This window comes from Clostridium lacusfryxellense, assembly GCF_018861735.1.
GTDB classification, from domain to species: Bacteria; Bacillota; Clostridia; order Clostridiales; family Clostridiaceae; genus Clostridium_AD; species Clostridium_AD lacusfryxellense.
In genome coordinates, this window is sequence record NZ_JAHLEB010000040.1 from 1 (window position 1) to 26,393 (window position 26,393).

The 26,393-nt window shown below is 31.2% G+C and carries 26 protein-coding genes and 2 riboswitches; of the genes, 16 read left to right on the forward strand and 10 right to left on the reverse strand.

The window, feature by feature from the left end:
* Positions 1–136: 136 nt before the first annotated feature.
* A complete protein-coding gene (locus tag KPL55_RS18245) occupies positions 137–700 on the reverse strand; it encodes a class I SAM-dependent methyltransferase (protein WP_216308178.1) in 564 nt (187 codons plus the stop codon).
* 81 nt (positions 701–781) lie between these two features.
* Complete coding sequence (locus KPL55_RS18250) at positions 782–1,651, reverse strand: LysR family transcriptional regulator (protein ID WP_216308179.1); 870 nt, start codon at positions 1,649–1,651, stop codon at positions 782–784.
* A 125-nt stretch (positions 1,652–1,776) separates the two neighbouring features.
* Here KPL55_RS18250 and KPL55_RS18255 point away from each other — a divergent pair, with 125 nt between their 5' ends.
* Positions 1,777–2,355, forward strand: a complete 579-nt coding sequence (locus KPL55_RS18255; RefSeq protein ID WP_216308180.1) for a chromate transporter — start codon at positions 1,777–1,779, stop codon at positions 2,353–2,355.
* Complete coding sequence (locus tag KPL55_RS18260; RefSeq protein WP_216308181.1) at positions 2,352–2,918, forward strand: chromate transporter; 567 nt, start codon at positions 2,352–2,354, stop codon at positions 2,916–2,918. The genes KPL55_RS18255 and KPL55_RS18260 overlap by 4 nt, the downstream gene beginning before the upstream one ends.
* An 88-nt stretch (positions 2,919–3,006) precedes the next feature.
* Here KPL55_RS18260 and sigK read toward each other — a convergent pair whose 3' ends face one another.
* The 3 genes from sigK to sigG all read right to left on the reverse strand — a co-directional run bounded on the left by sigK (position 3,007) and on the right by sigG (position 5,692).
* Positions 3,007–3,711 (reverse strand): RNA polymerase sporulation sigma factor SigK, encoded by a 705-nt coding sequence (sigK, locus tag KPL55_RS18265; protein WP_246599635.1) that lies wholly within the window; start codon positions 3,709–3,711, stop codon positions 3,007–3,009.
* A 127-nt stretch (positions 3,712–3,838) separates the two neighbouring features.
* Positions 3,839–4,786, reverse strand: a complete 948-nt coding sequence (locus KPL55_RS18270; RefSeq protein WP_216308183.1) for a CPBP family intramembrane glutamic endopeptidase — start codon at positions 4,784–4,786, stop codon at positions 3,839–3,841.
* Between the two features lie 132 nt (positions 4,787–4,918).
* Positions 4,919–5,692 (reverse strand): RNA polymerase sporulation sigma factor SigG, encoded by a 774-nt coding sequence (sigG, locus tag KPL55_RS18275; protein WP_216308184.1) that lies wholly within the window; start codon positions 5,690–5,692, stop codon positions 4,919–4,921.
* Positions 5,693–5,902: 210 nt separating this feature from the next.
* Here sigG and KPL55_RS18280 point away from each other — a divergent pair, with 210 nt between their 5' ends.
* The gene (locus KPL55_RS18280) at positions 5,903–6,391 is read left to right on the forward strand and encodes a hypothetical protein (RefSeq protein ID WP_216308185.1); all 489 of its coding nucleotides are present in this window, start codon (positions 5,903–5,905) and stop codon (positions 6,389–6,391) included.
* 18 nt (positions 6,392–6,409) lie between these two features.
* On the opposite strand, the gene KPL55_RS26400 is transcribed toward KPL55_RS18280, so the two are convergent.
* The 3 genes from KPL55_RS26400 to KPL55_RS18290 form a co-directional block, all read right to left on the reverse strand.
* Positions 6,410–6,532, reverse strand: coding sequence for a hypothetical protein (locus KPL55_RS26400; protein WP_281418872.1), 123 nt, complete (start codon positions 6,530–6,532; stop codon positions 6,410–6,412).
* Positions 6,533–6,656: 124 nt separating this feature from the next.
* Positions 6,657–7,112 carry a DUF441 domain-containing protein gene (locus tag KPL55_RS18285; RefSeq protein WP_216308186.1) on the reverse strand — a complete coding sequence of 152 codons (456 nt, stop codon included), beginning with the start codon at positions 7,110–7,112 and terminating at the stop codon, positions 6,657–6,659.
* Positions 7,113–7,142: 30 nt separating this feature from the next.
* Positions 7,143–8,654, reverse strand: coding sequence for a metallophosphoesterase family protein (locus tag KPL55_RS18290; protein ID WP_216308187.1), 1,512 nt, complete (start codon positions 8,652–8,654; stop codon positions 7,143–7,145).
* 158 nt (positions 8,655–8,812) lie between these two features.
* Positions 8,813–8,991: riboswitch (cobalamin riboswitch) on the forward strand.
* Positions 8,992–9,152: 161 nt separating this feature from the next.
* Between KPL55_RS18290 and cobU the strand changes: the two genes are divergently transcribed.
* The 11 genes from cobU (at position 9,153) to KPL55_RS18345 (ending at position 20,285) form a co-directional block, all read left to right on the forward strand.
* On the forward strand, positions 9,153–9,713 hold the full coding sequence (cobU, locus tag KPL55_RS18295; RefSeq protein WP_216308188.1) for a bifunctional adenosylcobinamide kinase/adenosylcobinamide-phosphate guanylyltransferase: 561 nt from the start codon (positions 9,153–9,155) through the stop codon (positions 9,711–9,713).
* A 41-nt stretch (positions 9,714–9,754) separates the two neighbouring features.
* The gene (locus tag KPL55_RS18300) at positions 9,755–10,717 is read left to right on the forward strand and encodes an ABC transporter substrate-binding protein (protein ID WP_216308189.1); all 963 of its coding nucleotides are present in this window, start codon (positions 9,755–9,757) and stop codon (positions 10,715–10,717) included.
* Between the two features lie 14 nt (positions 10,718–10,731).
* Positions 10,732–11,784, forward strand: coding sequence for a FecCD family ABC transporter permease (locus KPL55_RS18305; protein WP_216308190.1), 1,053 nt, complete (start codon positions 10,732–10,734; stop codon positions 11,782–11,784).
* Positions 11,785–12,549 (forward strand): ABC transporter ATP-binding protein, encoded by a 765-nt coding sequence (locus tag KPL55_RS18310; RefSeq protein WP_216308191.1) that lies wholly within the window; start codon positions 11,785–11,787, stop codon positions 12,547–12,549.
* 349 nt (positions 12,550–12,898) lie between these two features.
* On the forward strand, positions 12,899–13,252 hold the full coding sequence (locus KPL55_RS18315; protein ID WP_216308192.1) for a CidA/LrgA family protein: 354 nt from the start codon (positions 12,899–12,901) through the stop codon (positions 13,250–13,252).
* On the forward strand, positions 13,245–13,949 hold the full coding sequence (locus KPL55_RS18320; protein WP_216308193.1) for an LrgB family protein: 705 nt from the start codon (positions 13,245–13,247) through the stop codon (positions 13,947–13,949). The genes KPL55_RS18315 and KPL55_RS18320 overlap by 8 nt, the downstream gene beginning before the upstream one ends.
* Positions 13,950–14,049: 100 nt before the next feature.
* On the forward strand, positions 14,050–14,598 hold the full coding sequence (locus KPL55_RS18325; RefSeq protein ID WP_216308225.1) for a hypothetical protein: 549 nt from the start codon (positions 14,050–14,052) through the stop codon (positions 14,596–14,598).
* Positions 14,599–14,924: 326 nt separating this feature from the next.
* Positions 14,925–16,235: an ABC transporter substrate-binding protein gene (locus KPL55_RS18330; protein WP_216308194.1), complete on the forward strand. Its 1,311-nt coding sequence runs from the start codon at positions 14,925–14,927 to the stop codon at positions 16,233–16,235.
* A gap of 112 nt (positions 16,236–16,347) precedes the next feature.
* On the forward strand, positions 16,348–17,214 hold the full coding sequence (locus KPL55_RS18335) for a carbohydrate ABC transporter permease (protein WP_246599630.1): 867 nt from the start codon (positions 16,348–16,350) through the stop codon (positions 17,212–17,214).
* A 3-nt stretch (positions 17,215–17,217) separates the two neighbouring features.
* Positions 17,218–18,060, forward strand: a complete 843-nt coding sequence (locus tag KPL55_RS18340) for a carbohydrate ABC transporter permease (protein WP_216308195.1) — start codon at positions 17,218–17,220, stop codon at positions 18,058–18,060.
* Positions 18,061–18,311: 251 nt separating this feature from the next.
* A riboswitch (cyclic di-GMP riboswitch) is annotated at positions 18,312–18,391 on the forward strand.
* Between the two features lie 166 nt (positions 18,392–18,557).
* Positions 18,558–20,285, forward strand: a complete 1,728-nt coding sequence (locus tag KPL55_RS18345) for an ice-binding family protein (RefSeq protein WP_216308196.1) — start codon at positions 18,558–18,560, stop codon at positions 20,283–20,285.
* A 75-nt stretch (positions 20,286–20,360) separates the two neighbouring features.
* Here the strand turns inward: KPL55_RS18345 and KPL55_RS18350 are convergent, their stop codons facing one another.
* Entirely contained in the window at positions 20,361–20,852 is a 492-nt protein-coding gene (locus KPL55_RS18350) for a hypothetical protein (protein ID WP_216308197.1), read from the reverse strand.
* A gap of 27 nt (positions 20,853–20,879) precedes the next feature.
* A complete protein-coding gene (locus KPL55_RS18355) occupies positions 20,880–21,320 on the reverse strand; it encodes a hypothetical protein (RefSeq protein ID WP_246599632.1) in 441 nt (146 codons plus the stop codon).
* A gap of 183 nt (positions 21,321–21,503) precedes the next feature.
* Between KPL55_RS18355 and KPL55_RS18360 the strand changes: the two genes are divergently transcribed.
* Both KPL55_RS18360 and KPL55_RS18365 read left to right on the forward strand, forming a co-directional pair.
* Positions 21,504–25,406, forward strand: a complete 3,903-nt coding sequence (locus tag KPL55_RS18360; protein ID WP_216308198.1) for a PDDEXK-like endonuclease domain-containing protein — start codon at positions 21,504–21,506, stop codon at positions 25,404–25,406.
* An 18-nt stretch (positions 25,407–25,424) separates the two neighbouring features.
* Positions 25,425–26,255 carry a serine aminopeptidase domain-containing protein gene (locus tag KPL55_RS18365; RefSeq protein ID WP_216308199.1) on the forward strand — a complete coding sequence of 277 codons (831 nt, stop codon included), beginning with the start codon at positions 25,425–25,427 and terminating at the stop codon, positions 26,253–26,255.
* Positions 26,256–26,393 lie beyond the last annotated feature (138 nt).

The following is a 26,393-nucleotide window of genomic DNA, read 5'->3' on the forward strand; positions in this document are numbered from 1 at the left end:
AATAATATTTTACTCATTTGCCACCATCCTATCTATATATAAATTATACAAAAAAAGCACCTATAATCCAAACACTTTTTTTTAAGTGTCCTTCCTATAGGTACCAGTTTAATTTATAATCCATACTTTTTTAAAATTATAATAACTGAAATTTTAATCCATAATGATCCATATTTATATCTACATCCTCAAGATGTGTAAAATTAGCACTAGCGCAAATTTTAATCATATCTTCTTTTGATATTCGGTCATTAATAGAGGGCCCCATTTCAGTTTCTTTTTTCTCCCAGTCAATAATGCAGAGCAGACCATCAGTTTTTAAAACTCTCCTTATTTCATTGAAATATTTAGGTTTATCTTCTATTTCGTGAATAACATTACTTATAAAGACATAATCAATTGAATTATCATCAATTGGGAAAGAATATTCTTCACTTTTTAGGAAATCTATATTAGTGAGATTATTAGCCTTTTGTTTTGCAATATTAATCATTTCAGGCATTATGTCTAGTCCAATTACCTTTCCTTGATTCATTATAGTAGCAGCAGGAATACTAAAATACCCTATGCCGCAACCTATATCAAGTAAGGTTCCGACCTTATTAAAATTAAATTTTTTTAAGGTTTCTTCAGGGGGCATTTGTTGTCTTCGTTTTGGATTATCTAATTTGTATAAACTTTTAATATTAAATTTATGCATCTAAACACTCTCCTCTAAGTATATCTATATATCTAATTATAATGATTCTATTATATCATATAACTTTTCAATTATATATGTTCATTCTCTGCATAGTTTCAAGAACTCTAAAGATGAAGGTGTGAGAAATTTATTTTTATGGTAAATAATATAGAATTGACGTTTTAAATTAATATCAATTACATTTAGTTTACCTATAACACCATCGTCTATGTAATTTTGAACTAGTAGTAGAGGGAGTATCGAGATACCTATTCCACTTGCAACGCCGCTAAGGATAGCGTCTGTGCTTGCACTTTCCCATATTGGTAGCACCGAAAAACCATGAAGAAGCAGAATCGAATCAGCAAGTTCACGTGTACCGCTGTTTTTTTCTCTCATTAGAAAATCTTGAGTTTTCAAATCCTTAATTGAAACGGAGTGTTTTTTTAAAAGAGGATTACTTAAGCTACAAACAACTACAAGTTCATCATTAAAAAAACTTTTGGAGATAAGATTCTCTGAGTGAACTAACCCCTCAATGAGAGCGAAATCTAATTTGTTGTCTATTACCAAATTTTCAATAATATCAGAATTATTTATAGTTACAAAGGTTTGAATACTTGGATATTTAGATGAAAATTGTTTGATATATTTTGGCATTAGATGGGTGCCAATAGTAAAGCTAGAGCCTATTCTAAGGGTCCCAATTGTATCTGAATTTCGAATAGTTGTTTCTAATTCATCAAAGAGGGATGTTATGTGAAGAGCATAACTTAATACTACTTTTCCGACCTCGGTTAGGTATATCTTTTTAGATAGGCGATCAAAAAGTTTAACACCATAATAATTTTCCATTTCTTTTATTGCAGTGCTGATTGCAGGTTGAGAAATATACATTTTCTTAGAAGCTATTGTAATGCTATTCTCTTGACAAACAACAACAAATATTTTCATATGTCTTAAGTTCATTATTAAATCTCCTTTATATATCCATAAAAAAATACATCCATAACCAAATGGTTATGGATATGATTATATAATAGTATTTTACGTATAGTATTGCAAGCACTATAATTATTAGGGGGGGTAATTAAATGAAAAAAGATGTGAAATTCTATTTAAAGCTATTTTCTTCAACATTATATTTAAGTGCATTCACTTTTGGAGGAGGATTTGTTATTATTCCTCTAATGAAAAAGAAATTTGTGGATGAATATAAATGGATTGAAGAGAAAGAAATGCTTGATTTAGCCGCTATTGCACAATCAGCACCTGGTGCAATAGCAGTAAATGCAGCAATAATTGTAGGTTATCGATTGGCGGGAGTATTAGGGGCTATGATAACAATTTTAGGCACGGTATTACCACCATTAATTATATTATCAATCATATCGGTTGCATACACAGAATTTAGAGATAGTTTAATTGTTAAATATATACTAAGGGGAATGCAAGCTGGAGTTGCAGCGGTTATTATTGATGTAGTAATTAGTATGGCTATTTCTCTTTATAAAGAAAAAAAATTATTACCTATTATGATTATGATAGGTGCTTTTATAGCTACATTTATTCTAAAGATCAATGTTATTATAATAATTTTAACAAGCGGTATAATTGGTGCTATTTCTACTTATTATTCCAAATACGTAGAAAAGGGTGTTGATTTAAAATGATATACCTAAAAATATTTTGGAGCTTTTTTCAAATTGGATTATTTAGTATTGGTGGTGGTTATGCTGCTATGCCATTAATTCAAAACCAAGTTGTTAGTATTCACACTTGGTTATCGATGAACGAATTTGCAGATGTTATAACAATATCTCAGATGACGCCTGGGCCAATAGCTATTAATTGTGCTACATTTGTAGGTACACGTATTGCAGGGATGCCAGGTGCTATTGTGGCGACGATAGGATGTGTTTTCCCATCTTGTATTATTGTGCTCTTATTGGCATATTTATATTACAAATATAAAAGGTTATCCATAGTTAAAGGGTGTTTGAATGGACTAAGACCAGCTGTTATTGCGATGATAGGATCAGCAGGATTAACTTTGTTAATATTAGCATTCTGGAATGGTAAGGGTATATCGATTAAGACTGAAAATATAGATGTTATATCGGTGACAATATTTACGGTTTCAATAATTATTCTTAGAAAATGGAAGGTAAATCCTATATTTGTAATGCTGGGGGCAGGTATAAGTGGGTTATGTATTTACCCATTTGTTTTGTAAGTTGAATAATGTTATTTTCATAATTAACTAATTGCAAAAAGCGAAAAGAGCGTAGCTGTGCCCCTTCGCTTTGTGTTCCCATATTTCTTTACAAATGATTAGAAAGGTTCGAACTATTTAGTTCCTTATTGAGTTTCTTTAGGACTTTCTTTTCTATCCTAGAAACATAAGATCTAGAAATGCCTAATATTAATGCAATTTCTCTTTGAGTTCTAGGGTTACCATCAAGTAAACCATAACGCATTTGAATTATAATTTTTTCCCTATCCATTAAAGCCACGTTTATCTTACTATAAAGTTTTTTGATTTGTATTTTACTTTCTACTATATCAATAATAGAATCATCATCACTACTTAATACGTCGAGGAGAGATATATCATTGCCCTCTTTGTCAGTTCCAATAGGGTCTTGCAAATACAACTCCCCTTTGGTTTTCTTAGTATTACGAATTAGCATAAGTATTTCATTTTCTATGCACCTTGCCGCATATGTAGCAAGTCTTGTTCCTTTACTTATATCAAAGGAGTCAATAGCTTTAATAAGCCCCACAGTTCCAATAGATATGAGGTCATCTACATCCTTTCCGGGATAGGAATATTTTTTTACTATATGTGCAACTAGTCTTAGATTTCGTTCAACGAGTATTCCTTTCGCTAGCAAATCGCCTTCCTTTAATTTAAGTAAATAGGATTTTTCATCTTCTTCACATAGTGGTTGGGGGAATGAAATACTCCCAGTTATATAACCTGTTAAAAACGTAACATTTCCAATCATATCAAATAAACAATTCATGAAAAACACAGATGTCCTCCTAATAGTGCTTATTAATATAATATGATTTATTTAATCAAAAGTGCCTATTTATGAAAATTAATTTATATTCTTTTAAAATGCTAAAATATAAGCATTAAATTAAGCACTAAATCTTTTCTATAAAGTTCTGATTTTTTGAAACTCCAAGTAACTGTGGTTTGTAAAACTTCGACATATAAATAAAACCTACTATTATAATAAAGGTAACAACAAGGCCACCTTCCGGGCCGAATCCCCCACCAGTTATAATGTTATTTACAGGAGTATTTAATTTATATAAGCTTTCTGTTGACAGTCCACTAACTTGAAATCCAAATATATTACCTTGAAAGTAATTCCAGGTAATATGATAGCCAATAGGTAGCCAGAGGTTATTCGATCTAAGGAACATATAGGCGAATAGTAGTCCAACTAGAAAAAGATTTACATAACTTATTATACTCATGCTAGGGTTTAAAGAATGCATTACTGAAAATATAATTGAGGAGACTATAAGAACAATCCATGTATTGCCTGTTTGTTTAAGTACAGTCATGCAGTAACCTCTTGAAAACATCTCTTCGTTTATTCCCACAAATACAAAAAATACCAATTGAATTAATAAAGAAATATTAAAATTTGGTCTACTCAAAGGGCTTTGCATGGATATATTCCCACTGGCAACTAAAATTATAAAAACTAAAGTCATAGAAAGTGCTCCAAAGGCTAAGCCTTTAAATAAATCTTTATAACCCTTCTTAATACTAATAAGTCCAATTTCTCTTATGGGTTTCTTGTCGAATAATTTCCAAAACAGCCAAACTGCTAGTATCATACATATGCATTGGATGAAGGCTAAAAAAATACCAAAGCTAGTATTGATCTTAGTTAAGCTATTAATATACGGTTCTAAATCATTAAGCGATACCTGCTTTTTTGCAACAACAATAGCGGTAAGAATAATTATAGCAATCATAGAAATTATGATATTAGCGATAAAAAACGAAACGAAAGTTGATGCGATTTTCCAACCAGATCTCAACTTGGAGTTTTTATTTACAAAAATACTTTTCATGTAGAATACACCATCCTTAATTTTAAAATTCGTATATGCATAGTTGGATATAAATAATCATACCATATTAACCATAAATTAAATATAATAACAATAAATTCATAACGACGAAAAAGGGCCTAATTAAGGCCCCTAAACATACTTCCTCATATGTTTTAATGCAGTTTTTTCTACTCGAGAAACTTGGGCTTGAGATATTCCTATCTCATCAGCCACTTCCATCTGAGTTTTTCCATCGAAAAACCTCATATTTAAAATTAGTTTTTCTCTTTCTTTTAATCTTTTCATGCCTTCTTTAATTGATATGTTTTCAAGCCAACTATCATCTGAGTTTTTAGTGTCTTTTATTTGGTCCATTACATAAATTTCATCTCCACCATCATGATAAATTGGTTGAAATAGAGATACAGGATCTTGTATAGCATCTAATGCAAATACTACGTCCTCCCTTGCAAGTTCTAATTCTTTTGCTATTTGAGTAACTGTAGGCTCTTTATTGTTCTCATTTACCAATCTATCTCTAACTTGCAATGCTCTATATGCAATATCACGCAGAGACCTGCTAACTCTTATAGAGTTATTGTCTCGTAGGTATCTTCTTATTTCTCCAATAATCATAGGGACTGCATATGTTGAAAATCTGACATTTAGACTTAAATCAAAATTATCAATGGACTTCATTAAACCAATACATCCAACTTGAAATAAATCATCTACATTTTCTCCTCTATTATTAAAGCGTTTTATGACACTTAAGACCAATCTTAAGTTGCTTTTAATAAACTTATCTCTACATGCATATTCGCCATTTTGTATCCTAAACAATAACTCCTTCATTTCTTTTTCTTTTAATACTGGTAATTTTGAAGTATTTACTCCACATATTTCTACTTTATTGAACATCATAAGGTCATCATTCCCTTCAGAGTAACTGTTTTAAAATTATGCCCTTATGATTTAGTTATTATACTAGAGACAACCTTGCAGAAATTTATTTATTTTTCATGATGTGGTATAAATAAAAAAGAATAGATAATTATCATAATAAAGAGTAGAATAAAAAATATACATAATATAAAATATAAAAAATTAGTATTAGATAAAGGAGGAGTAATTTTGGAGGTTAATCAACTATCACAACTATTTAAAAGTATTTCAACTGGAATATCACAGAAAGCGACAGGGATTTCAGGTGATGATTCAAGTGTAGCGGCTAGTTCTAGTTTTGAAGACTTGCTCAATCAAATAGTTAATAATTCTCAAGATCAAACTTTAAATAACGCTTCCGCAAGTGTTACGAGTACTGACAATAAAGTTAATGGGCTCAGCAACATAACGTTGCAATCCCAAAAGGCAGAGCAGCTTCAACAAGTGGTAATGCAGCAGATGATGCAGATGATGTCAACTCAAAATGCGACTAGTAGTTCAAGTATTGGAAGTGTTGAAAGTGATGATAGCTCAGAAAGTCTTTTCTCAAGTTCAAATAGCAATGACTTAACACAATTGTTACAGACTTTAGTGCAAGAGCAAGGGGATACAAGTGCTACTGATGGTAGTTTAACCAATTCGAGTCAAGCTAATAATATAATTAGTAAGAGTATTTAAAAAAATTAACCACTATGGTTACATAGTGGTTAAAACTATTTTAACACCAACAATTGCTAGAACACAAGCGACAACACACAGGGTAATAAAAATAGAAGTGTTTTTAGACATTTCAGATATATTTTTGTTTTCATTTTTCATACTAAATTTGCCCCATTTCTGCCATTAAAGGCTAGCCTAATAACATATTACTATATAATTACTTCATTTAGGTGTCAATATTGTTAACAATTTATATTAATTAGGCAAAAATGGCACAATTAAATTATTTATGAATTATTTTTGTAAATATTGCAAGCATTCCAGACGTAATAAGAGGGCCCACAGGAACTCCTCCTAAAAAGGCAGCAGCAGCAACTGCGCCTACAATCATTGCAGGCATAATGTCACTATGACCTTGAACGGTGAGATAGTTCAAGCCCTGACCGCTTAAATATGTTGTTAAAAACGAAAGAATTAAAGCTGTTATGCCTATCCAAGATGCAAATACGCTTTTTATATTTATAAATGTAATTTGTCCATTTGCAATAGGTATCATTATTGCGGCAATCAGAAGTATTAGCCCAAAGGTCATGCCACTTTTTTCTATAGTCGGGTATATATATTTATCTAATCTTAAGAGTTTTAGCATAAGTAACATACATGTAGCTATAGCAACTGAATTAGCTTTTCCCAATATAGCAGCAGCAAGAATTAATAATAAAATAATTGTGGAATCCAAACGAATCATCTCCTTATATGTTTATTATAATTATAATAAATGCCTATCCTCGCCATACCCATACCTGGTACAATCAACTATTCCAGTGGATTTATCACAAGTTATGACATCCCATAAGTCTTCTTTAGTTGTATTTTTAGTCCTCGCCTTAATTCCTGCACTATAACAACAAGATGTATTAATGAAGTTCCAGCCAAGGTCGATGGGCTTGTTGGTTTGATCTGTGTGAGTGTGTCCATATACATAACATAATATTTTTCTTGGACCCTGGCTTTTAAAATTTGCATTAATTGAAACACCATAATCGCCAGAAGTACTGCTGGAAAAATCCGTACCATTCATAAATGCTTTAAGTAAACCTTCTATTAGATTCCCGTTATATGGATTATATTTATTAAACATTAAATCTGTATTTCTTGTAGCCATATGAGATAGTACTATAACTGACCAATCAGTTCTAGTTAAAGTATTAAGAGCTTCAGATTGTAGCCATTGTACTTGCCTTGCACCATATCCCCAAAAATTTTGTCCATGCCATTTCATAGTACCATCACTATTTATAATTATTGGATAATCTGTTGAATCTAAACATATCACTCTGATTTTCTTATCATAAAAATCCTTATAATAATAAAGGCTCATACTATCCTCAGTATCATGTATTTCTCCATTCTTAAAAGGTCTAATCACTCTATTAAACCATTCTTTTTTTGTTATTATGTTAGATAAAACAGGGTTAGCAGGTTCGGAGACATAATAGCTATTGTCATCATGATTTCCATGAAGTACAAGCACAGGTATTCTAGAAGCCTTTAATGTCTTTGCGAGTTCACTTAATTTACCTTTTGGGTTTTCTTTATCAGGATAAACGCCCGAATGCAAGTCACCACCTATTGCAATAAAATCTAATATTCCATACTTTTGAATTTCTATAACAGCCTTTAAATGAGTTTGAATTTGATCGTAATAATTCAAATAATCATCAGCATGTAGGTCTGTTGCAAAAGCAAATTGTATTGTGTCATTAGAACTAATATCAGCTACTTTGGCCTGAGTTCTTCCAATATCATTAATAACGTATTGTTGAAGGTCAATATTAAGTGATGCATTTTGTTTGAAATCATCATAACCCGGTTGATTACATATAACTTGTAAAAGTCCTTTAGATATATTGTTGGTAACAGCGTTAATCGAAGGTGTTACTGAGTTAGCTGGGACTTCTCTATTTGAAAGTTGTAATTTACTTGATTTGACAACATTATCAATTGCAGATTTAAATGTAAATTCGGGGAAAATAATTTCGTTAGTATTTATACTATTTAAAGATATCTGTGCATTACAATCATAAATTGATGTTAATTTTTGAGAAGGTAATCTTATAAGCAGTTCTCCATTTAAAACATCGGTAACTGCAATGTAATCTGAAGCTATTAAAAGTTTAGTATCTGATTTGAAAATTATAAGGGTTATTGAAAGTCCTGTTAAATCTAATGGGAGTTTATTTTTCTTCAAAAATATCTTAAAAATATATGTTATTGGCATAACAAAACTCCTTTTTCTTTATTTATAAAAAGTAATTGTATTATTATATTATGATTAGTGACCTTTAGTGGAGACACTTTTAAAAAAATATTTCGAAGTCTTACATTATTGCTATAATATTTTTTTGATGGTACAATTAATATTATGAATTTAATAAAAATTGAATAATAGTTATAGGTGCCTTGTAAATGGGGTTAAAAGGGAAAGTGGTTAAAATCCACTGCAGCCCACCGCTACTGTATTAAGGATGAAATCCAAAAAACCATTGGGAAACTGAGAAGGTTGGAAAGTAAGATGATGATTAAGCCAGTAAACCTGCCTAAAGCTCAAATTTTAATCTTCGGAGGGAGGATAAAAATGCGTGAGTTAAAAATAATATTGGGTTATCCAATAAGAAACAATTAATTGCATTATTCCACATCCTTGAGATGCGGTTTTTTTTTATTGTTAGAGAATTTTAGATTAAAAGTTTAATATTAAAATAAAAAGGGGAATACTATGGGAAAGATTGTTCTTATAACAGGTGGAGCAAGGAGCGGTAAAAGTACATATGCTGAGAAGTTAGCGACGGAAGCTAAAGGCAGAGTACTTTATATTGCGACTTCAATTCCATTCGATGATGAAATGAAGGATAGGGTAAAAAAACATAAAGAACGAAGACCTGATACATGGAAGACTTTTGAAGGTTACAAGGACTTAAAACAGGTATTTTATAACCATGAAATACAATTTGATGCAATATTACTTGATTGTATAACAATAATGGTTACAAATCTTATGTTTGAGAATTCCTTTGAAAATTTCGATGATCTTGGTGATAAAGAGATAGATAAAATGGAGGAAGGAATTTTACAAGAGATATCTGATTTTTTAGGTGAAGCAGAAAAAAGCTCAAAAGAAATAATTATTGTAACTAACGAGCTTGGATCAGGAATTGTGCCGGAAAATAAGATGGCTAGAGTTTTTAGAGACATTGCAGGTAGGGTAAATCAATATATCGCTTCAAGAGCACAGGAAGTATATATGGTGGTTTGCGGTATTCAAATTAAAATAAAATAGAAAATTATAAAATTATAAAATCCTAATTAGCGGAGGTTAATATGTTTAAAAGGAAAAGTATTATAAGTATTGTTTTAACTGTAGTTCTTTGTTTAGTGCTTAGTGCATGTGGAAATAAGGTTGAGAATAACGATAATAAAAATAGCAAGGCTAAGAGTTCTACTGAAAGTGGATCAAATGTTGTGATATATCCGCTAGAGGTGGTTGATGCATATAATAGAACCGTTAAAATTGACAAAGAACCTAAAAGAATTATTACAATTTCACCAGATATAACAGAGGGGATATATGCCCTTGGTAAAGGTTCGAGTCTTGTTGGGAGAAGTGATTATGATGATTACCCAGTTCAAGCACTCAAAGTTCCATCCGTTGGTAGCTTACTTGAACCAAATATAGAAAAGATTGCTGAATTAAAACCTGATTTAGTTATAGCATCAACTCTTTTTAGTAAGGACGTTATTAAAAAATTAGAAACCCTTAATATAAAGGTAATAGTTTTATATGGACAGGAAAATTTTACTGGGGTATATGATACTATGGAGAAACTTGGAAAGGTTGTGAATGCTAGTGAGAAATCTTTAGAAATAGTATCGGATATGAAAAATAAAGTTGCAGAAATAACTGACAAGGTAAAAACTGCAAAAAAGCCAATAGTTTATTATGTAGTAGGGTTTGGTAAAAGTGGAGATTTTACCGCGGGAAAAGATACATTTATAGGGAATATGATAGAGATGGCTGGTGGAGAAAATGCTGCAAAGGACGTAGTTGGTTGGAAATACAGCATAGAAAAACTTCTAGATAAAAATCCAGATATACTAATATGCTCTAAGTTATATAACTCGAAAAAAGGCATAGAAGTTACCAATGGCTACAAAGAATTGACGGCAGTAAAGAGTGGTAAATTACTAGAAGTTGATGAAAATATTATTGTTAGGCAAGGACCAAGACTTGCAGATGGTCTTGAAGAAATGGCTAAATTAATTCATCCTGAGCTATTCAAATAAAGGGGATGGGGAACATGACTTTTATTGAAAGGAAAAATCATTATATAAGAATTTTTGCGGTAGGTTTATTTTTACTTATAATTGTAATAATTGCTGCAGCAAACTTTGGAGTGGCAAATATTTCTTTTAATCAGACTGTTTTAATTGTAATGAGCAAAATCCCAATAGTGAATAACTTTGTATCCTTAGAAGGTATTAAGGCTACATCTGTAATTATATTGCTGAATCTAAGGCTACCGAGAATACTTTTATCCTGCCTGGTAGGAGCGGCACTTTCGGTGGTGGGTACTTCTTTTCAAGGTATTTTTAAGAATCCTATGGCAGATCCATTTGTATTGGGAGTTTCATCTGGTGCGGCGCTTGGGGCTACTATAACAATGGTGTTTTTTAAAGAAAGTCAATTGTTTGGAATGAGTATAATAGCAATGAGTGCTTTCATGGGTGCTATCATAACTACGTTTCTGGTTTATAACATTGCGAGGGTGGGCACAAAAGTTCCTGTTACTACCCTACTACTTGCAGGTGTTGCTATAAATTACTTATTATCATCTATTATTTCATTAATTATGACATTCAATAGAGACAATATTGAGGAAATAATTATGTGGACTATGGGCAGTTTCTCAACAAGTGGCTGGAATGAAGTAATTTTACTATTTATTATAGTAGTTCCCTCGATTTTATTTATAGCTACATTTTCAAGAGATCTAAATGTCATGATGCTTGGAGAGGATAGTGCAAGAAGCCTTGGAATAGATGTTAATGGATTTAAAAAATATATATTTGTATTAAGCACTTTAATGGTGGCAGCAGTTGTATCTGTAAGTGGAATAATCGGTTTCGTTGGGCTTATAGTACCTCACGCTATTAGAATGATATTTGGATCCGATAATAGAATAGTAGTACCGTTTTCAGCAATTTTCGGAGCTATGTTTTTAATAATTTGCGATACCCTAGCAAGGGTAATAGTACCACCTTCAGAAATACCAGTTGGAATTATCACTTCGATTTTTGGAGTCCCATTTTTCGTTTATTTATTATATAAAACTAAGAAGAAGGCGATTTGATTGATAGAGATAAATAATTTAAGTTTTTCTTTTGATCAAGAAGTATTAAGGGATATTAATATAAATATAGAAAGAGGAAAAATTTATACTATTTTAGGACCAAATGGGTCAGGTAAAACTACTCTTTTAAGGATATTATCTAAATCTCTCAATATTTATAAAGGTGATATTTTTATTGATGAAAAGGAATTAACCAAGATAAAACCAAAGCGATTAGCAAAGGAAATGTCTGTGGTATCTCAAAACACAGAAATTGAATTTGATTTTTCAGTTCAAGGTATTGTTCTTATGGGAAGAACTCCTCATATTTCTAGATTTTGCTCAGAAAGTGATAAAGATATAGAAATAGCAATGAATGCTATGAAAATGACAAATACTTGGGAGCTAAGAAATAAAAGTATTAACGAACTCAGTGGTGGAGAAAGACAAAGGGTAGTAGTGGCAAGAGCTATAGCGCAAGAAACAGGCATAATTCTTTTAGATGAGCCTATTTCTCATTTAGATATTCATCACCAAATTGAAATTATGAATCAATTAAAACAGTTGAATCAAAACAAAAACATTACAATTATTGCAGTGCTTCATGATTTAAACATTGCAGCAGCGTACAGTGATCATATGATATTAATGTTTGATAAAGAAGTTTACAAAGATGGGAGACCAGAGGAAGTACTAACAGAAGAGATAATTAAAAAGGTTTATGGATTGGATGTTTACATAACTAAAAATCCTAAAACAGGAAAGACATTTATAATGCCTTTTTAGAATAGGAATGTAACTTTTAAAAGATATGACTCCCAAAGCTAAAGGACTGTAATTACAACTAGCACTAAGAGCATCTTAAGCTATTGCTTGAGATGCTCTTAATGATTTGTAGTTTATTCTATATATAAATTGAGCTTTAGTTAAAAAAGAAAGCAAATTAGAGTTTTTAAGATCAATTAAAATATGATTACCGTTTACGAGGCTCTAATCATCTATGAACTTGTTTTGACTGTTTATTTTAAAAATGGTATACCTAAGGAGACTGATTATTAATATTTTAATAATGGGTTACCGCTATCAAGAGATTACATGTATAAATAATAAAATTTATGACGAGTAGGTGAAAAGAATGAAGTACTTAAGACAAATAATGATTATTTTGATTCCATATCTCATTGGAACCATATTACAATTACTATTCAATTTGCCAATTCCAGGAGCGGTCATTGGTCTTATTTTGCTGTTTTTAGCATTACAAATTGGAATAGTTAAAGCTTACATGATAGAGGATGTCTGCGAATTTCTCCTATCAAACATGTCTTTTTTCTTTATTCCTGCTGGAGTAGGCTTAATGACAGCTTTTGGTGTTTTGAAAGGGAAATGGATACCGTTTATAATTATAGTTGTTATTTCTACATGTTTAGTTTGGATTGTAACCGCATTTGTAGTTAAATTTTTAAGGAAAGGATGTCAAAATGAATGACTTAATTATTTCACCAGTTTTTGGTGTACTAGCATCCCTCATTGCTTATGAGGTAGGAATTTACATAAAGAAAAAAGGGAGACTTTCAATATTTAATCCACTTATGTTAGCTATTATTATATTAATAAGTTTCCTTACAAAATTCAATATTAAATATGAAGACTATAATAATGGAGGTCAAATAATTTCATTTTTCTTATATCCTGCCACAGTGGCATTAGCACTTCCAATGTATAAGAAATTTGCATTATTTAAAGAAAATGCGGCTGCAATACTCATAGGGATTTTTAGTGGCGCCATTGTGGGGTTTGTATGTGTAGTGTTTCTTTCAAAATTATTTGGATTTACAGATGTACTTATAGAATCTTTAATACCTAAGTCGATAACGACACCTATAGGAATAGCATTGTCCAAGCAGTTAGGGGGACTCTCATCAATTACTGTTGTAGCTATAATAATGACAGGAATCATAGGTTCAATTGCTGGTCCACTTTTATATAAAACTTTCAAAATTAAGGATGAAGTTGCTCTAGGAATTGCTATGGGAGCTTCAGCGCATGCTCTGGGAACAGCAAGGGCGATGGAAATAGGTGAAACCGAGGGAGCATTGAGTGGCTTAACTATGGCTATTTCAGGAATTGTAGCTGTTCTTTTATACCCATTATTATGGAAAGTAGTTATTGGTTTTATACAATAAGTTTCCGGAATATACTTTATTTTATACTGTATTTAAATAAATCTATGAATATAGTGTATGTTTATTTAAGGAGGTTTTTTTAGTGAAAAAGGATGAAGAAATGGGACCAATAGATAAATTATTTAATTCAATAGATAATTTGTTATCAGATGAGAAAGAGCAAAAATTAAGAATAAAATTGGGAAAAGAAATACGTAAGTGTATTTTTACAGGCGAAATAGTAGATAGACTTAATGAATATGATTTCTCTGGTTTGGTTGAAGAAGAAGAGAAATCAATGGTACTATTTTCTATGATATTTCCAGTGTTTGTTGAGAAAAATGAAGTTATCTTTAGGCTTTATAAGCATAAGGTTGAAGTAGATTTATCAAGTGAGATGAGTGATAGATATATTTATATGTTTTCTGATGGAAGGCTTACATCGGGTTTATTTCAATGTTTTAAGCTTTATGATGATGAATATGTTTATGGTGTAAAAAAGATAATAGACATGATTCCAAGTTTTAAGGGCACTATAATAGAAGCTTTGGTGAATTTAAATAATAATGGAGATTTTGATAAAGAGGAAATTAGAAACATAAAAGAGAGAGAAATAGTAGGTAAAAATAATTTTAACAAATTAATAGAAAGCTTAAATAAGATTAAATAAATATTATGATATATTTAAGAAAGGCATTAGAAAATCTTTGTTTATAACGAAGATTTTCTTTAATTAGTAGTAAGAAAATATTTGAAAAAAATTGAAAAATCTAATCTTATTATTATATACAAAATTAACATATAGAGGTAATATAAGAATATAATATTAAACATAATATATAATGTTTATGAATTATTCCAGTAAATGTATAAAAATTAAGTAAACGTTACCACAACCTATCAATGTTTATAATTTTAAAGAAGAATATCTTTCCGTTACAAAATCCTACTATTTTAAATCAAATAAAATTTAAAAAAGAAAGAGGGATGTAAACGATGAAAATGAAAAAAATGTTCTGTCTTTTATTAACAGGAGTTATGGTTGCAAGTCTATCTGCATGTAGTGGATCAACTGGAAAATCAACAGATGAGACTACGAAAAAAAGTACTGAAAGTACAGGAAAGGATATACACATTGCTTCATGGAATAATGCAGCGGATAATTTAACTGAGATTGCAAAAGCTTTCAATCAAGCACATGGCACTAGTGGCAAGGTGATTATTGATTACGCTGATAGTGACTATTCAAAACTTAAACCTACACTTGCCTCGGGTAGTGGAGTACCTGATATTTTTCAAACTCAAAACCGTGATATACCTGCATTTTATAACAATTATGGGTTAAAGTCATTCGCTGATATAACTGATATTGTTAAACCAGATGCTGATAAATGGGTAGATTTTGCATTAGAGACATGTAAAGCAGAAGATGGTAAATACTATTCCATTCCATGGGATATCGGACCAGTTGCCCTATACTATAGAACTGATATATTTAAAGATGCCGGAATTGATGTTACTACATTAACAACTTGGGATAAATATATTGAAGCAGGTAAAAAAATAAAAGCAAAAGGTGATTATTATGTAGAAGCATATAATTTTAATGGGTCTACTTCTCAAGATGAATTTTTGATTTATTTAAATCAATTGGGAGGACAATATTATGATAAGGATGGCAAAGTAAACTTAGCATCTGACGAAATGGTTAAAGCCTCAAATTTAATGAATAAAATGGTAGATGCAAAGGTTGCTATGGATATTCCCAATGCATGGGATGATAGAATTAAAGCTATTAACGATAATAAATTGGTATCGTTTGCATTTCCAGCATGGTATATGGGAACAATGAAAAATTCATGTGCAACTACAGCAGGCAAATGGGGTATCATCAAAATGCCTGCATTTGAAGAAGGTGGAAACACTTATGCTAATGCTGGAGGATCTGTACTAGCTGTTTCTTCTAAAACTGTAAATTTACCACTAGCAAAAGAGTTCTTGGCATATGCAATGAAAACTAACGAAGGTAATGATATCAACATGAAGTTTGGAGAGTTCCCTTCATACAAACCTGCATATGATACAGAATATTTTAAATCTAAAAATGATTATTATGGTGGACTAGCAGTGGGAACTATTTTTTCAGAATTAACTGGTGCTAAAGCAACTACTTGGGGTCCTTACTTTACAGATGTTGCAGCTGGATTAAAAACTGCTGCAGGTAATATCTTAGCTAACAAAATGGATCCTAAAAAAGCTTTAGATGAGGCAACAAAAGCTTCGCAGAATACAATAAATGCTAAATAGTTTTATCGAAGCATAAAACTTTCATTTATATATAATGAAAGCTTTGTACCGTTACATAGGTATAAAGCTTTTATTTTTAAAACTTCCATAATAAGAAGGGAAGGTGTGTCTTTTGAAAGAGAATACTAAAAAAAAAATAATACCATGGATGTTCTTAGCACCATTTTTATTAATATTTTTAACTTTTATGGTATATCCAATCTTTTATTCAATAGCGATTAGTTTTACAAAATACAGAGGCGGTGAATTCGTTCCTGCTGGATTATCTAACTTTAAATTTGTTTTAACAGATCCTACATTTCTAAAGGCAATTAGAAATACATTTACAATTTTGATTATTCAAGTACCAATTCAAACTATACTTGCACTTGTAATAGCAAATTTTTTAAATAGTAAGCATTTAAAATTAAAAGGATTTTTCAGAATGTTCGTATTTATGCCTGTGCTTATTGATACAGTAAGTTATTCTATTGTATTTTTACTGTTTTTTAGCAATAGTGCAGATGGTTTAATTAATAGTTTAATCATTATGCTAGGTGGGTCAGCATTAGAATGGATGAATGTAGCCACGCTTTCAAAGATCATAATTATTACAGCAGTAACTTGGAGATGGACAGGTTATAATGCTATTATCATCTTGAGTGGACTTCAAAACATAGCTGCTGATTTATATGAGGCGGCAGCAATTGATGGTGCTACTAAAATAAGACAGTTTTTTTCAATAACTTTACCAGGAGTAAGGCCGGTGCTCGTGTTTTCGGTAGTTTTATCTGTAAATGGAATACTTCAGCTATTTACTGAGACAAATTTGATTACTAGGGGCGGTCCTGTAGATGGGACTTTAACAATTGTACAGTATTTGTACAATACAGGGTTTGTTTCATTTAACTATGGGGTTTCATCTGCAGGAGCATATATTCTTGCGGTTATGATTGCTATTTTAACCTTTATTCAGATGAAAGTGACGAAGGGGGATTAAATTATGTCTCAGATAAAGAAAGGTAAAAGGGTAAAAGGGTCAGAAATTATATATGTTACATTAACAATTGTAGCTATAGTATGTTTCTTCCCATTTATATGGACTATTATCGCATCATCACATACAAATACTCAAATTTTTCAGAGTTCTAAAGCATTTGTTATTGGAAGCAACTCAGTTAAAAACTACATTAATCTCATGGCGTTCTCTAATATTTGGAGGAACTTGTTTAATAGTATTTTTATTGCTACAGTATATACGGTTTTGGTCTGTATAATTGATTCTATGGCTGCTTTTGCATTTTCTAAATACAAATTTAAAGGAAGGGATGCTCTTTTCTTTATTTGCGTATGTTCTATGTTCATACCGCAGCAAGTTACATTAGTACCGCTGTTCATACAGCTCTCAGCAATGAATTTAATTAGCAGTCCCTCAGCAGTTATATTGCCGGCACTAGCTAGTATTTTCGGAGTATTCCTAATGCGTCAGAACCTTATGGCGTTCCCGGATGAACTTATGGAATCTGCTCGTATTGACGGAGCAAATGATTTTAGGGTATTTTTCCAAATTGTAACACCGACTATGAAACCCGCATTTACATCATTAGCTATTTTGTCATTTGTTCAACAATGGGGAAATTATTTATGGCCTCTAATTGTTCTAAATACTAAAGAATCGTTTACTATCCCACTAGTTTTAGCGTTAATGAGGGCAGGTGGTAACATAGTAGATTATGGTGCTATTATGATTGGAACCGTTATGGCATTGGTTCCAGTACTTATTTTATTTTTATTTTTTCAGAAAAATTTTATCCAAGGTATGCTCAGTGGTTCTTTAAAAGGGTAAGTTCTTAACAAGTCAGTACACAAAAATATAAAACATTTCCAATGATAATAATATGCGTTGGAAGTGTTTTTATTTATATATATAATTGTTAAAAAATTATATATAATGTATAGTTATTACTTAATTGATTTAAATTATAATTAAAGCAATGTATTTGTAAAGTTAAAAAATATTAACATTACAAATATATATTGCATTTTACTCCAACATATTCTATATTTAAGAGAGTATTAATTTTATTGGAAAACTTTTCCGATCAATAGCAAACTTATCGAAAGATAAGGACGCAAAGCTATAGGGCCTTTCATTTGAATGGCAGCCAGTTACCGAGCTAGAGTTTTTTTTGTTGTCCAAAAATTTAAAGAAAAAAATTCTATTGAAAATTTAACGGTTTAGTTTTAAATAAAGTCTAATATTTATTCAAATCTAAGATGAGAGGAGTAGAGTGGTGTTACCTAGTTTTACAATTTTATAATAAAACAATTAGGGGGAAAATTATGAAAAACAAATCATTCAAAAATTTATTAACATTTTTTTTAACTACGATTATGGTATTACTTTCATTTAGCTCAACGTTCGGAACTGTGAAGGCAGAAACACTTCCAATTATTGCATCACCAGCAAATCTTGTTGCTACTGCTGGAGATTCACAAATCAATTTATCTTGGTCGTCAGTTCAGGGAGCTACTTATTATAATGTTTTTATATCTCAAGATGGGTTAGCATATAACTTAATTAGTGTTCCTGATACGATAACTACAACAGGTTACAATGTTACTGGGTTAACAAATGGTAAATTGTATTATTTTAAAACATCTGCGACAAATACAGAAGAGGAAAGTATGTATTCTAATACTGCAAGTCAAACACCATCAGTAAGAACGACTCCAGTAAACCTAGGTACGGCTGGTAATTATGCGGTTTTAGCTAAGACAGGGATTTCTACTGTGCCTAATTCTGTCGTTACTGGGAACATAGGGGTTAGTCCAATTGATTCAACTTCAATTACTGGGTTTTCTCTAATAGCGGATTCGACTACTGAGTTTTCACGTTCAACTCAAATTGTTGGAAAGGCATACGCACCAGACTATGCGTCTCCAACTCCAAGCAATCTTACTACAGCGGTAAGTAACATGGAAACAGCGTATACCGATGCCGCTGGAAGAGCTCCTGGTTATACAGAACTGTATACTGGAGACATTAGCGGTCAAACACTTACATCTGGTGTTTATAAGTGGGGTACTGGTGTCTTAATAAATTCTGATGTCACTCTAAGTGGTGGAGCAAATGATGTTTTCATTTTTCAGATAGCCAAAGGAATTACTCAAGCGAGTGGTACTAAGATTATCCTAGCAGGTGGTGTGCAAGGCAAAAACATATTCTGGCAAGTGGCACAAACTGTTAAAATTAAATCAGATGCACATTTTGAAGGCACAATATTAGGAAAGACAAATGTTGCATTGGGAGCGAATGCATCGATAAATGGCAGATTGCTAGCACAGACAGCAGTTACTTTGATAAAAAGTACAGTGGTGGCTCCGGATGAGAATGTTGAAGCATCATCGGTAACTACAATGGAAGAATTACAAATGGCATTAGCTGCAGGTATAAAAGATATTACAATTGCTAGTTCAATTCCTACAGGTATGAGCACTGTTATTATCCCTTCAGGAACTGTACTTAGGGATTATTATAAAATTGGGTTTGGAAATAAAATAGTAGTAAAAGAAGGCGGAAGTTTAAGAGTTGGGACTGGGATAGTAAATAATTTAATAGTTGGAAGTGAAAATAGTAACGCAAAGCTAAAACTTAAAAATAATGCAACTTTTACTATTGATGGGAATGTAAATGATAAAGTTTTGGCATATACACTAAGTGGCGAAGCAACAGTTCAACAACAAAATACTAATCCGTTTGTAGTTGCAGAAAATGAAACATTTATAGTTGCAAATGGAGCAACACTCAATGTTGCAGCAGCTACAGATACAGACTTTGAGAATGTACAGCCAGTTTTAAGTGTAGATCCTACAGGTGGTAAACTTGTGGTAAATGGAACACTAAATTTATTATCTGGGTCACGTATATTCTTAGGTGATGGGGTTAATAGTATATCAAATACAGGAACTATAAATAACAACGCAGGAACATATGATGGTTCTGTAATAACTGGTATAGTTGGGATTCTTGACTTGAATCACAATGTAATTGATGTTTCAGGTATATAAATAAATCTTTCATCTATATAAATAAATACTCGTATTACCTGTTGCATCGACAGGTAATACGAGTATTTTAATATTCTAACACATAACTATAATTTTATAAGGACTAGTTTGAGCGGGTATACTCTTTGTTGTAGCACCATAGACAACAATTAGATTTCGGTTTGATGGGTTTCCGGTAAATGATTGCCCGTTTTTTAGGGTTATTTGAGTCCAAGGTGCTATATTTAATTTTAAAGAATTATCACTACTAACTAATTGATTGTTAAAATAGTCTACTTTCACATTTTGATATAGTGAATTTTTTGCCATAACAATTGCTCTAAATTGTGGTGGGAAAATAAGAGGAACGGGTGAATTTATATCATAAAATCCAGTTACGATGTCACCACGTGACACCATTACATGGTCTACAAAGTAAGTATCTGGCTCCACAACAAAATTCACTAAATTTCCATAATTATTTTTTACAGACATTAGTTTATAACATCCTAATCCCTCTCCAGATTCGTCTATTAAGAAGTCGTTAATCATTGTAACCGTGCCACTAAAAGGCTGAAATTTTTTCATTTTATCCCTCAATCCTTTATAACTATTTTAAAAACATTGAAAACTACTAATTTCTCTAAGATCCATTCCAAAATATCTCCAAGCATTTCTATTCCATCGAAAGCCTGCTATAGATTTAGGGCCCACAAATGTAAGCCATGCCCAGAAGCTGTCACCTCTTCTTGGCCATATATATACCGATCTAAAGCGGCAAGGCCTTATTGCACCCTGGTCTATTGCTAGAGGTGTAGCTCCAAATTGTTGTACTTTAGGCTGAGATGGTGTAAAGTTTGGAGGCGAAGAAGGGGGTCCACCTTGAGGTCCGCCTGGTGGTCTACCCGGAGGTCCACTTTGAGGCCCTCCTTGTGGGAAAAATGGAAAAGGGGACATTTGTCTGTAGTAAGGACATGATAATGGGAAATCTTCGGTTTCAAGTTCATAAGTATACGTTGGATTATAAATTTTAATACCATCGTCATCAATATACATTAAATTAGCTCCTAAAAGTATTTACAATATAGTATATGGTAGAATATAGATTTTTGTTATTTAAATTTGTTGATTATTGATTATCCACTTTTAGAGACGGTAAGTCCTTGCAATTAGCATGCTTAAGATATAAAATTAAATGAAAATATAGACAAATAAACTGAGTATAAAATAGGAGATAATATGAAGGAAATATTAGAAAAATATAGTACAAGGTTAGTTAATGTTAGTGGTAGAAACAGAAGTCTAGTACTTAAAAAGCTCTATAAAAAAAGAGCCTTTGATATTACGAGACTTAATGAATTTAATGAAAAAATCAGTGATAAATTAATAAAATTCATAAGTTGTAGAAGTATTGGGGAGATACAGATATCAGAGGACCCATGCGAATGGTATACCAACGAATTAAAAAAGTTAAAGGAAGAGAACAAGAAAATTAGTGAGGATGAAATTAAAAAGATAACAGAACTAGAAAATTTTTCGCAGCTAAAATTAAGTGAACTTGAGAAAAAACTTGAAAGTATGTTTCATGAATCAAATGAGGTGTTAATAAAAAAACAAGAAAGGTATGCAGTGTATTCTGGTAGCATTAAGGCACTTATAAAAGAAATCAAAAGTACAGAAAAAGAAACGGGAAGGTATGAGTTATATATAGGATACCCTTTTGTAGAAGGGTATTTTAAAGATAAGACGTTTACAAAAGCACCAATATTTTTATTTCCTATAGAGGTTAATAAAAGGGGAGACAAATGGTATTTAAAAAACAAAGTGGAATCTCTAGTGATTTTAAATAAGGTATTTTTAATAGGATATGCAAAGTTTAATGAAGAAAAGATAGCAAATATTCAAACTGAATATGATGATTTGTTGAGCTTTGGGGATGACTTAATAAGTGGTGTGATTGAAGAATTAAAAAAAGTTAATGTGATAATATCTATGGAAAAATCTGAGGTTATAAAATTTAAAGAGATTGCAAAAGACACTGAGCTTAATTACAGGTTAGGGGAACTCGTAATTAAAAATAATATTGTAATGGGACATTTTAGTATAGCGAGCTCTATTTATAATGATTATAAGGAGATGGAGAGCAAAGAGTTAAGTAATGATTTATTACGTAAGTTACTTAAAAATGAAGATAACGACAAAAATTGTGAAGATTCAGTTATAAATGATAAAAGTGAAAGAAAAGATATATTAGAAAAAAACTACTATTTTATTTCTGATTTGGACTATAGTCAAGAAATTGCAGTTAAAAAAGCAGAAGAGAACTCAGAACTAGTTATTTATGGTCCACCAGGAACAGGCAAATCCCAGACCATAGTAAATATAATTTCACAATATTTAAGTCAAGGTAAAAAGGTACTTATGGTTTCTCAAAAGAAAGCAGCTTTAGATGTAATTCACAATCGTTGCGCTAAAATTAATTCAAAGATGATAATGTTTAATAAAGATGTAGATAAAAAACAGTTATATTCAACTATTGCTAGAAGAATTGAATCACTAGAGATAAAGGAATTAAACACTAATGAGATATCATCTATGGCAACTATTGTAGATCATAAATTAGAAAAGCTTACAGCACTAGGAGATGTATTAACTAAAGATCAAAATTTTGGATTAACGTTGCAGGAGATGTATAACACTAATAGAATTATAATGAAAAAAGAGGATGATTTAGATAAGTTCTTCAGGGGATTTAGAAAAACATATCCATTTAAAGGGATAGAATATAAAGAGTTAGTTAATATATGTGATTCATTACTCGTGGATAAAAAAGCTCACAAGTTTTACAGGCTAAAGGATATAGCAGGGGATAACAAATATTCACTGTATATAAAAGATAATATTGATATTTATGACTTAGAAGATGCCATACATGAGACAGAAAATTTATTAGAAATATATGAGGATAGTTTAAAGGGGTTAAAAAGTAACATTAAGTATTTATCGTTTTCAAAGGACTTAGCTATCAAAAATGCATCCATAATTGAAGGTGCCATGAGGATAAATAAAGACCAGAATGGAAAGCTACTAGAAAAGCTAACAAGTGGTTCAAAATTTAGAATAAGTTATTGGTTAAACTTAAAGAAAAATAAAGAACTGGAGAAACAAAATCTATGTCTATTTGAAGAAAAGCAAAAGGAGATTGTTGAAATACTTGAAGCAGAAATCTCCGGTATAAAAGAGATAACTAAAAAGCTTGAATTTTTAAAGGTAGTATTAATTTCAGATGAGTTTGATAAATTAATCCAAAACTTTGATAATAGTGAAGTCACTTTAGGGAGCTTAAGTTTAATACTAAATGTCTTAAATAAATATGATGAAATAAGTTCATTAAAAGGTACAGTTAATGATATTAAGGAAAATCAATTATTAGTATTAGAATATGTTTTTTTTAAACAAGGTAATTTTGAAAAAGCATATGATTTATTAACTAAATTACCAGCATTAGCGGCGCAGGTTAATATTTCAGAGTTGCAACGTCAATATGCCAGAGAACTTGAGGGAATAGATAATTTTGAAACGATTAGGAAAGAAATTATGTGTGCGATGGTTAACAAGAGAAAAGCTGTGCCGTTGTATATAAATCAGAAGTGGGATAATATCGCTTTAGAAAATAAAATTCACAACGAAAAACTTTGGAAGGAGATGTACAGACAATGTACTAAAAAGAGTCAACTCCTTCATGTTAGGGAGTTTGTTTCAAGATTTTCTGAAAGTATTTTTCAGCTTTACCCCTGTTGGTTACTATCACCTGAGTCGGTTTCAGAGGTTTTACCCTTAGTAGATGGCCTATTTGATGTAATTATATTTGACGAAGCTTCTCAGATATTCATTGAAGCTGCTGTTCCAACAGTGTATAGAGGTAAAAAGGTAATAGTTGCAGGCGATGATAAGCAGTTAAGGCCTTCATCAACTTTTAGTAGCAAATATGATGAGGAGGAAGAAGGGGGAGATATAGAAACTGATGCAGCGCTTGAAGAAGAAAGTCTTTTAGATTTAGCAAAATATAGCTTTAATGCAACGTCACTCTATTATCACTATAGATCTAAATATGATGAACTAATTAATTTTTCTAATTATGCCTTCTATGATGGGAAACTAGAGGTTTCGCCAAATACCTGTAAGACGGAGAATGAAGGGGTATCTCCTATAGAAAGAATTAAAGTTTGCGGAAAATGGATTGATAGAACAAATGAGCAGGAGGCAATCGAGGTCGTTGAGTTAATTAAAAATATTTTTAATAGTAGGAAAGAAAATGAAACTGTTGGTATAATCACTTTTAATATTACTCAAAGAGATTTAATAGATGACTTATTAGAGATAGAAGCAGGTAAGGACCCTGAATTTGCCAAGCAGTATTTCGCAGAAAGTGATAGAGTAGAAAACAATGAGGATTTTAGCCTGTTTGTAAAGAACATTGAAAATGTTCAAGGAGATGAGAGAGATATTATAATTTTCTCTACTGCTTACGCAAAAAATGAAAATGGAAGAGTAACAGCTAGTTTTGGCTCTTTATCTCAAGATGGTGGTGAAAATAGATTAAATGTTGCTATCAGTAGGGCTAAGAAAAAGGTTTATCTTGTTACATCTATTGAGCCAGAGGACTTAAATGTAGATGATTCTAAAAACAGAGGGCCTAAGTTATTTAAAAAGTATCTTCAATATGTAAGGGCGGTTTCAGAAGGTAATAATGAATTAGCTAGAGGAATACTGAATAGTGTATGTGATTCGAAAATTTCGCGTAATGAGGTGATTCATTATGATTCAGATTTTGAAAATCAAGTTCATGATGCCCTTAAAAAAGAAGGGCTTATTGTTGATACTCAAATTGGAGTATCTGGTTATAAGATAGATCTTGCGATATATGACATGTCAAGTTCTAAATATATTTTAGGGATTGAATGTGATGGGGCAGCATATCATTCATCCAGATCTGCAAGAGAAAGAGATATTTTTAGGCAGAGATATCTTGAAAGTAGAGGGTGGAATATCATTAGAATTTGGAGTAAGGATTGGTGGGCGGGTCCTCAGAAAGAAGTAGATAAAATAGTGAGTAGAGTAAATGAAATATTAAAGAGGTGAAGATTTGTGGGATTTTGGTTGAAGAAGATTAATTTAATAATAAATAATAAAAAAGTTATTTGTTTAAAAAAGGTTGAGCGTAATCCAAAATATAATACAGTTATTATTCTCACTGGGGCAGGCACACAGGCCACAAATTATGCTATATTTGCAAAGCAATTTAAGGAAACCGAAGTTATTATAATTAATACTCCTGGACATGGATTTGGTAAATCATTAACGCAGGGAGAAGCATTAACCGATGGAAATGATTTGGTCGATTTTCAAGTGAATGTAATTAAACAGTTAATTAAGGAAAAGCGTTGCTCGTGTAAAATTACACTGCTTGGTTACTCTATTGGTGGAATGACACTTCTAAACATTATTAATAGAAAACTATTAGATGAGAATGTATTCCTTTGTTTGTTATTTGCTAGCGCAAGATTTACAAGACATGATAATGAAGTTATTAAAGGGTTATTCAATAAAGAAACTAAAACATTTAATACAAAATCACTAATTGAGAAGAATTGTACAAACAAAACGCCTTGGTATATTAAATATCTAAACCCAAACATGATATCCGTTTTATCAACTACTTGTTATGCTGACTTTCTACAATGTGATAGCATGAATGAAATTTCAAAAAATGAACTAATGATAGAAAATAACAAGAGAATTATCGCATTTTTAGGTGAAAATGATTTTTTCTTTAGCGAAGAAGAGATGCGTAAAACGATTAAAAATTTTAAAAATAGAACATTTATATCTTTAAAAGATTATGGACATTTGTTTATATTAGAAAGGCCAATTAAAGCAGGTAAACTTGTATTTAAAGCTATAAAAGAAGATACTTTAAAGTCATCTTGAAAATGCGTTCTAAGAAGGACCTATATTCTGATTTGTTAATAAGCGTACATCTATTCAAAATAGATGTGCGCTTATTTTAAAGTAGAATAAAATAAATTTTGCATAAAAAAAGATCTTATGACATATATACTATATACG

Excerpts from the sequence above, each read along its gene's own strand:
- KPL55_RS18345 (WP_216308196.1), top strand. The coding sequence starts at position 18,558 with ATGAAAAACAAATCATTCAAAAATTTATTAACATTTTTTTTAACTACG.
- sigG (WP_216308184.1), bottom strand. The coding sequence starts at position 5,692 with ATGATGTTCAATAAAGTAGAAATATGTGGAGTAAATACTTCAAAATTA.
- KPL55_RS18305 (WP_216308190.1), top strand. The coding sequence starts at position 10,732 with ATGACTTTTATTGAAAGGAAAAATCATTATATAAGAATTTTTGCGGTA.
- KPL55_RS18260 (WP_216308181.1), top strand. The coding sequence starts at position 2,352 with ATGATATACCTAAAAATATTTTGGAGCTTTTTTCAAATTGGATTATTT.
- KPL55_RS18290 (WP_216308187.1), bottom strand. The coding sequence starts at position 8,654 with ATGCCAATAACATATATTTTTAAGATATTTTTGAAGAAAAATAAACTC.
- KPL55_RS18350 (WP_216308197.1), bottom strand. The coding sequence starts at position 20,852 with ATGAAAAAATTTCAGCCTTTTAGTGGCACGGTTACAATGATTAACGAC.
- KPL55_RS18250 (WP_216308179.1), bottom strand. The coding sequence starts at position 1,651 with ATGAACTTAAGACATATGAAAATATTTGTTGTTGTTTGTCAAGAGAAT.
- cobU (WP_216308188.1), top strand. The coding sequence starts at position 9,153 with ATGGGAAAGATTGTTCTTATAACAGGTGGAGCAAGGAGCGGTAAAAGT.
- KPL55_RS18270 (WP_216308183.1), bottom strand. The coding sequence starts at position 4,786 with ATGAAAAGTATTTTTGTAAATAAAAACTCCAAGTTGAGATCTGGTTGG.
- KPL55_RS18355 (WP_246599632.1), bottom strand. The coding sequence starts at position 21,320 with ATGTATATTGATGACGATGGTATTAAAATTTATAATCCAACGTATACT.
- KPL55_RS18320 (WP_216308193.1), top strand. The coding sequence starts at position 13,245 with ATGAATGACTTAATTATTTCACCAGTTTTTGGTGTACTAGCATCCCTC.
- KPL55_RS26400 (WP_281418872.1), bottom strand. The coding sequence starts at position 6,532 with ATGAAAAATGAAAACAAAAATATATCTGAAATGTCTAAAAACACTTCT.
- KPL55_RS18330 (WP_216308194.1), top strand. The coding sequence starts at position 14,925 with ATGAAAATGAAAAAAATGTTCTGTCTTTTATTAACAGGAGTTATGGTT.
- sigK (WP_246599635.1), bottom strand. The coding sequence starts at position 3,711 with ATGAATTGTTTATTTGATATGATTGGAAATGTTACGTTTTTAACAGGT.
- KPL55_RS18360 (WP_216308198.1), top strand. The coding sequence starts at position 21,504 with ATGAAGGAAATATTAGAAAAATATAGTACAAGGTTAGTTAATGTTAGT.
- KPL55_RS18315 (WP_216308192.1), top strand. The coding sequence starts at position 12,899 with ATGAAGTACTTAAGACAAATAATGATTATTTTGATTCCATATCTCATT.
- KPL55_RS18255 (WP_216308180.1), top strand. The coding sequence starts at position 1,777 with ATGAAAAAAGATGTGAAATTCTATTTAAAGCTATTTTCTTCAACATTA.
- KPL55_RS18325 (WP_216308225.1), top strand. The coding sequence starts at position 14,050 with ATGGGACCAATAGATAAATTATTTAATTCAATAGATAATTTGTTATCA.
- KPL55_RS18300 (WP_216308189.1), top strand. The coding sequence starts at position 9,755 with ATGTTTAAAAGGAAAAGTATTATAAGTATTGTTTTAACTGTAGTTCTT.
- KPL55_RS18340 (WP_216308195.1), top strand. The coding sequence starts at position 17,218 with ATGTCTCAGATAAAGAAAGGTAAAAGGGTAAAAGGGTCAGAAATTATA.
- KPL55_RS18245 (WP_216308178.1), bottom strand. The coding sequence starts at position 700 with ATGCATAAATTTAATATTAAAAGTTTATACAAATTAGATAATCCAAAA.